Genomic DNA, 6,977 nt, shown 5'->3' with positions numbered 1-6,977 from the left:
ATATATACGTATTAATTTTATATTTTTTCATCTATCTTATTTTGTCATACCTTCTATTCATTTTTCAATTTAGCGTTAATGAGTATGTTGGCAATACCTTACTAATTATTAAAGGTCAATTTACATCATATTTCATTTTAAAGGATTTCAAAAATTAAACACGAATTTTATAAAATAAAATTCTTTTAATTCCCAAGTTAAAAAATTAAGGTTTGGAAAGGACGTTTCAATGAACAAGCTAGAAAAAGAAATACTTCAATTCATAAATGAACAGTATCCGTTGAATTTTATTAACATTAAGCCAATAACAAATGAGATGTATGAATGTCTTACAGAACAAGGTACATACTTCAGTAGAATTACAAACTACAAAACATATGAAGAACAGATAGAGGAAGTTTTATATACAAATTTTTTATATCAAAATGGTTTAGGTGTTCCACCAATAATCCCTTCATTACAAGGGAATTTTGTAGAAAAATTCACATTAGACAAGGAGATTTTTGCTGTATTATATAAAGCTGCTCCTGGTATACATTTACCAAGGTCTGAATGGAATTCTAATATATTTAAAAAACTTGGTAAACAAATTGGAAAATTACATCGTATATCTAAAAGCTTTGAAAAGATTAAACCAGTAAAACATATAAACGATTGGTATGAAAATGAAGAATATAATTTTCTTAAATATATCCCTAAAGAAGAAAATACAATAAGAGAAATTGCATCTGACGTTTTAACTTCCATAAAAGAGCTACCAAAATCCCCTTCAAATTACGGCTTAATACACGGAGATTTATGGTTAGAAAACATTTTAGTCGAAAATAATTCAAACTTAACAATGATAGATTTTCAAGACTGCGAAAAACATTTTTACATATTCGATTTAGCCGTTCCTATTTATAGTGCAATAGAATATTCATTTGCTGGAAATGGGAATATCGTTGACTATGAGTATTCTATTACAAAAGCACTATTTGAAGGCTACCAAGAGAAAAATGAGCTACCAAAAGAGATGAAAGACAAGTTTCCGTTATTTATTAAATTAAAGGAGATTTTTGAATATAGCTTAATGCATATGTATTGGGATAAAGATGAATTAACGGAGGAACAAGTACGGATTATGAACCTTTATAGGATGAAGATCGAAAATAAGAATACCTATATCAATATTTAAGAATACTGTTGTTTAACTACAAGGAAACTTTGGTTAAACAACAGCATTTATTAATTAGCTGACAACCTTTTTTATGACTTATAAATACTGATTCAATAATCTTTTCAAATACACTTCATTTTGCGGTGATACTTTTTCAGAAAATCTAGCTGCAATAATAATAGGAGCCCATTGAAAAACTTCATCTCTTGATATGCCGGTACGACTGCAATATATATGTAAATACATCTCAGCTAATTCTACCGAAGATTGTGAGTACAACAAGTATGTTCGAAATACATCTGCGCGAATATCACCTGAACTAGCATCTACCCAATCTATAACTTTCACTTTCTCTTCCTTACTCAAAATCAAATTAAATGGATGAAAATCTCCATGACATAGCCTAAAATCAAATGTAATAGATTCTAATTTTTGTAATATATCCTTCTTTTTGCGTTCATCCAATTTATGCACAGATTTAATTTGACGCTCTAACCTTTCCCTCATTAACTCCATTTCATCTGTATTCACATGTATAGCATGGATCTTTTTTTGCTCATTAACACAAAAGCCGATATAACGCTCTGCCTCATTTAAATTATTAAGCAGAAGATCACCAATGTTGTCCCCTTTTACATGTTCCATAATAATTGCCTGTCTATTTTGTATCTTTGTCACTTCAAATACGTTTGGAACTGGCAGCCCGCATGAATAAGCATATTTTTGTTTTTTTGCTTCATTCATAGACTCTGTATCTGGGAGGTAATCTTTAAATAATTTTACAACCTTATCATCAGTTAAATAAATTTCTGCAGTATTCCCTTTTGCAATTGGATTACCTAGATTCACTTCATTTCTCTCCTTAAAATAAGTTTGAATAACGCTTAATCCTTTTCTTTGCATTCACTCTAATCATAACGAAAACCTTCTTCACGAAGATATAAAAAACTTACCACTTTCTATCCTTAAATAGAAAGTGGTAAGTTTAGTTCTTTAGGAATATTGGAATGAAACTCTGGTGTATACACAATAGAAAATGAATATCCCTGCTCAATAAATGATACTTCATTATGTTTACATTCAAAGGGAACATTATTTTTCTTAAAGTTATTTTGGATGTGCTGTAAAAATGCTGAATCCGGTGTTCCAAAAGAAACATGAACTTTCGGTGGTAAAGCTTTCATTGCGATTGGAATCCAAGGTCTCTGCCACCAAGTCGCGACGATATATGCAGTGCCACCTATAACAAAGTTAAAAATATCCCCATCTTCCATCGTTTTCATATTTAGATTTGATTTTAACCATTCCGTAAAAACAGGTACACTTTTAACAGGAAGACCAATTTCCCTTACGTATAAAATGTTTAAAGGTGAGTGTGGTACTAATACATCCTCTTTAACATAACTATGTGCGATAATTTCGAGTAGATTTCCATCTCCGTCTTTAAAGTATAAATTGAATAGACCATTCTCTTCACCAATTACATTTCCATTTTGCCATTTCACAATGAGTAATCCAGAGTCCTTTAACCATCTTGCTGTTTCATGGAATTTTGAATATGGGATTTCAAAAGCAAAATGTGCAGGTGCAATTGGTTCATACACTTCTTGAAAACTAATTGTTGTATAAGGTGTTATTTCAAATTGAATGAAGGATGTTGTTTCTTTTTTTATTGGAAAAGATAATATGTCCTTATAAACTTGTTTTACCCCTTCTATGGAAACCGTTTGTAGTTTTATATCTGATATATGTGTAATCACTTTACATTCCCCCTCATTTCTTATTATCTATTCGTATTGTATTACACTTATAAATAGATAAAATCAAACGGAAGGATGGATTTTTCATGTAGAAACTACAACTTTAGTATGAATATGTTAGCTTCTTTTATTGCTAGTACACTAACGTTTCAAAACAAATATCCTCCATATTTCGTTTTTTAATTAACACTTTACTTATTTCTATTTTTTCAAATTTCCCCTGCATTGTTTCCATATAAAAAAGCTGCCTTTCCTTAAATGAAAAGCAACTTTTACGATAAAATACATTAAGGTTTTACAGCAATAATCATAAATCTTTTTGAATTAGTACGAATCCCTTTTTCAGAACTATACGTATCAATGAACTTTTGTAAAATAGTAAAATCCTCTTCCTGTTCTCCGAATCTAGGAATAATAGGGGTATGTTTTAATAAGAAAATGAGATCTTCAGACCTACTGTAATAATCAGTAACATCATATTCACGTACTTGCACGAGATCAAATCCTGCACTAATAAGTTCATTCATATACTTTTCTTTTAAAGTACCATCCCGTTCACCTAAGCATTGTCCTCTACAAAATGCTTCTTTCAGGTTTAATTTATCATTCTCACTTACTTGTTGTGTTAAGAAAAAGGCACCCTTTTTCATTACTTTTGCTAACTCAGATGCCAGAAACGGGGCATGACAACTTGAAGCAATATCAAAATGTGCATGTGGAAATGTTAAAGCTTCAGAACCCATTTGAAGAAACTCAACATTTTGTACACCTGATTTTTTCAAGTTAGAATGTGCCGTTTCAATCATGCCGTTAGAATTATCTATTCCAACTAACAATTTATCCGAAGATGCTATATTAAGTACATTTTCTCCTCCGCCTGTACCAACATCAAGTAAAATATGTGATGGTTTACACCTTTCTTTTACCTCACTATAAAAGTCCCATGTATCTCCTACAGTTTCACATTTTATTTTACTAAAATCCCATCCATTTAATCTTCCTACTTTATCATAGAAGCTTTTATACTCTAATTCGTTCATCTTATTACTTCCCCTTTGTAAAAATAAATTAAATATGTATAATAACCTACGACACTCCTTAATTATATATTATAAAATACAAATTATTAAAACAACATTTCCCTTCACACTACAATAAGTTTACATAACATTTTTATGGTTTATATTTATCTATATATTCTAAATGCCCTCTTCCCCAACTACACATACTATCCAAAACAGTACTGACTGTTTTTCCATGTTCAGTTAAGCTATATTCTACTTTAGGTGGTATTTCTTGATAAATTTCGCGTTTTATTAGTTGATCTTGCTCTAATTCACGTAATTGCTTTGCTAACGTCCCTTGAGATATATCTGGTATTAATCGCTTTAATTCACCAAAACGTTTCATTCCATCTGTTAGCAAAATAAACAAAATAAGCGGCTTCCATTTTCCGCCGATTATTTGTAATGTTGCTATTACCCCTTTTAACTTCGGTTCTTGTAAATCCATTTTTCTCACCTCTCCTCAGATATCATAAAGTGAAACTTTAATCAGTGGGGGTTTTGTTCATCCCACACTGATTATTAGTTGAACCAATCGGGCTTTTACGGGCAATTGATCTCTTACCTAACTTCCTTGCATTTTCCTAACTTTGAGGTGAGAGTTTTACTGCCCGTTAATGCGGGATAAACCATATTTAGAAATTTTTCCAATTACTTATCCGCATAAATAGCGATTAGTACGAAATTTACGACTATGTACATATAAAGTGCGTACTTTTCACTTGCTCCCTTTTAGTGAATAATAAAAGCATAGCACAGTTATATTCTAAATTTTTTATTAAAGGAGTGGCTAAAATATGTCTATTACTACATTAGAAAATAGTCGTATTGTTATCATTGGCGGGAGTTCTGGTATTGGATTGGCAACGGCAAAACAAGTAATTGAACAAGGAGCACATGTTATTATTGCAGGGCGTTCGGAAGAAAAATTAAAAGTTGCTAAAAAATTAATAAATAGCAATCATCTTCAAACTTATATATTGGATAATCAAAATAAAGAGCAATTACAAATTTTTTTCAAGACAGTTGGGAACTTTGATCATTTATTCACACCGGGAGCCTCTTACACACTTGGACCAATTACCTCTACAGAGGGAATTGCTGAAAGTAGCTTCATCGGAAAGTTTTGACCTCAATATTATGCCGTAAAATATGCAATTCCTTTGCTTTCAAACTCTGGATCTATCGTGTTAATGTCCGGTGCATTTAGTCAAAGACCACTTAAAGGCGCACCTGCTTATGGAGCTTGCAATGGTGCTATTGAAAGTTTAGGGAAAGCTTTAGCTGTGGAATTAGCTCCTATTAGAGTTAATGTGATTTCTCCTGGAACAATAAAAAGAGAGAATGAACAAAACGAAAATAGACCAGCTGCTTATGAAGCTTATAAATCTCTTTCACTTGTACAACGAGCTGGATATAATGATGAAATTGCACATACTGTCCTATATTTAATGCAAAATAGTTTTACTACGGGTAATGTATTGTTTCCTGATGGAGGATACACATATCATTAAATTATTTAAGACAAAAGCCCCTTGTTACGATGGCTTTTTTTGCTCATTTAAACATTGCTGAAATTTCCAAATAGATGATTACATTACTTTAGTACCAACTGGTTGGTTTTTAGATGATTCATTACAATCCGCTCATTTGTACATTTGCAAATAAAATTGTGCTAGTAGTTGACGAATCGAATCTCGAAGTAATTTGTCTTGATATTTATGGATAAGTTTACAAAGAAAAAAGGCATATAATTAATGCCTTTTTTCTTTATCATCATTTAACTGGATAACAAACTTCTGTAACCCACTTATTAGGATCCGATTTCATCGCTGGGCTCACATGATAAATATTAAACATCGGGCCCGCTAATTTGTAACCTTCTGTCTCAATCCATTTTGCCGCAGCCTCATTTACAGCTGTCATCTGTTCATAACTTCCATTAACTGTTATAGAAGCTACATTAGTCGATTCCATATTTTTAAATGTAACGTCTTTTGTATTTTCGTGCTTACCTAGAATACTTAGCTGTATTTCTATATCTACATCATTTTCTTTGTATTCACGATCATGAAAAACCGCAATACTATAACTCGGATGGGCAATACTAATATTGTTCATTTGAATTTCTTGCATTAGTATACTCCATAAATCACCTTCGTAATTATACGATGGAATAATCTTTCTAACACTAGCTACATTTCTTTCTGGAATTTCTTTTATTGAAACATGATAATTCATCTCAACAACATCCTCTCTCATCGTTTTCATTGAGTCTTCGAGGAGACGTAATTGTTTTTGGAGGTTATTCATGTCTTCTTTAATTTGAGCACTACGATTAAAAAATTGCTCTTTTATGCTATCTATATTATCGCATTCTATTATTTCTTTAATAGTAGCAATATTAAACCCCATAGCTTTTAACGTTTGAATTTGATTTACTTTTTTTAATTGGTCTGCTGAATAAAATCGATATCCACTCTGCTCATCGACTTTTACTGGTTGTAATAATTCCACTTTATCGTAGTGTCTCAACATACGTATACTAATGGAAGATAGTTTCGAAAAATCCCCTATTTTAAACATGATTTCCTCCTATAAGTTACATCTACTTTGAAGCTCAACTTCATCATAAACAATGACATTATGTGAGGGTCAACTATTTTTAACGATTTAAATAACAATTTAATATGTTATATTTATATAATTAAAAACCTATATTCCCGTTTTTATGACTACTGCAATTGATAACCATTAGTTATTTTTCTCCAAACATTCATAAACCGCCATCATATCTCGTTTATCCAACTCACGAATACGATTAAAAATTGGTATTTGCCCAACAGCTTCTGTTAATAAGCTCTCATCCACAACATCACTAACTTTTCCAGTTAACCATGTTTGTACATCCACGCCCTCAACAACTTCTTTTAGCCCTCCATCATTGAGACCAGTTTCATTACAAGTTACACATGGAATTGTTAACTTAAAGAC

The 6,977-nt window shown here is 31.4% G+C and carries 6 protein-coding genes and 2 pseudogenes; 2 read left to right on the top strand and 6 right to left on the bottom strand.

Annotated elements, in window-relative coordinates:
* Positions 1-229 precede the first annotated feature (229 nt).
* Positions 230-1,177, top strand: a complete 948-nt coding sequence (locus tag DN403_RS29055) for a phosphotransferase enzyme family protein (protein ID WP_074790130.1) — start codon at positions 230-232, stop codon at positions 1,175-1,177.
* 78 nt (positions 1,178-1,255) lie between these two features.
* Here DN403_RS29055 and DN403_RS29050 read toward each other — a convergent pair whose 3' ends face one another.
* The 4 genes from DN403_RS29050 to DN403_RS29035 form a co-directional block, all read right to left on the bottom strand.
* Positions 1,256-2,008 (bottom strand): aminoglycoside phosphotransferase family protein, encoded by a 753-nt coding sequence (locus tag DN403_RS29050; RefSeq protein WP_074790191.1) that lies wholly within the window; start codon positions 2,006-2,008, stop codon positions 1,256-1,258.
* Positions 2,009-2,124: 116 nt separating this feature from the next.
* Complete coding sequence (locus DN403_RS29045) at positions 2,125-2,919, bottom strand: VOC family protein (RefSeq protein WP_016098556.1); 795 nt, start codon at positions 2,917-2,919, stop codon at positions 2,125-2,127.
* Positions 2,920-3,206: 287 nt separating this feature from the next.
* Complete coding sequence (locus DN403_RS29040; protein WP_149186039.1) at positions 3,207-3,959, bottom strand: class I SAM-dependent methyltransferase; 753 nt, start codon at positions 3,957-3,959, stop codon at positions 3,207-3,209.
* Between the two features lie 133 nt (positions 3,960-4,092).
* Positions 4,093-4,431: a winged helix-turn-helix transcriptional regulator gene (locus tag DN403_RS29035; RefSeq protein WP_149186038.1), complete on the bottom strand. Its 339-nt coding sequence runs from the start codon at positions 4,429-4,431 to the stop codon at positions 4,093-4,095.
* Positions 4,432-4,780: 349 nt separating this feature from the next.
* Here DN403_RS29035 and DN403_RS29030 point away from each other — a divergent pair.
* Positions 4,781-5,497: pseudogene (locus tag DN403_RS29030) on the top strand (SDR family oxidoreductase).
* 262 nt (positions 5,498-5,759) lie between these two features.
* Here DN403_RS29030 and DN403_RS29025 read toward each other — a convergent pair.
* Entirely contained in the window at positions 5,760-6,569 is an 810-nt protein-coding gene (locus DN403_RS29025) for a MerR family transcriptional regulator (protein ID WP_133964181.1), read from the bottom strand.
* Positions 6,570-6,737: 168 nt separating this feature from the next.
* Positions 6,738-6,977: pseudogene (locus DN403_RS29020) on the bottom strand (ABC transporter); the annotation flags it as partial.

This window comes from Bacillus sp. AY2-1 (genome assembly GCF_008368965.1).
GTDB classification, from domain to species: domain Bacteria; phylum Bacillota; class Bacilli; order Bacillales; family Bacillaceae_G; genus Bacillus_A; species Bacillus_A thuringiensis_S.
Note: the sequence above shows the minus strand (reverse complement) of the source record. Positions and strands in the feature narration are given on the sequence as shown.

Bases quoted from the DNA above. Each gene is read 5' to 3' on its own strand.
- DN403_RS29055 (WP_074790130.1), top strand. From the start codon at position 230: ATGAACAAGCTAGAAAAAGAAATACTTCAATTCATAAATGAACAGTAT.
- DN403_RS29040 (WP_149186039.1), bottom strand. From the start codon at position 3,959: ATGAACGAATTAGAGTATAAAAGCTTCTATGATAAAGTAGGAAGATTA.
- DN403_RS29035 (WP_149186038.1), bottom strand. From the start codon at position 4,431: ATGGATTTACAAGAACCGAAGTTAAAAGGGGTAATAGCAACATTACAA.
- DN403_RS29025 (WP_133964181.1), bottom strand. From the start codon at position 6,569: ATGTTTAAAATAGGGGATTTTTCGAAACTATCTTCCATTAGTATACGT.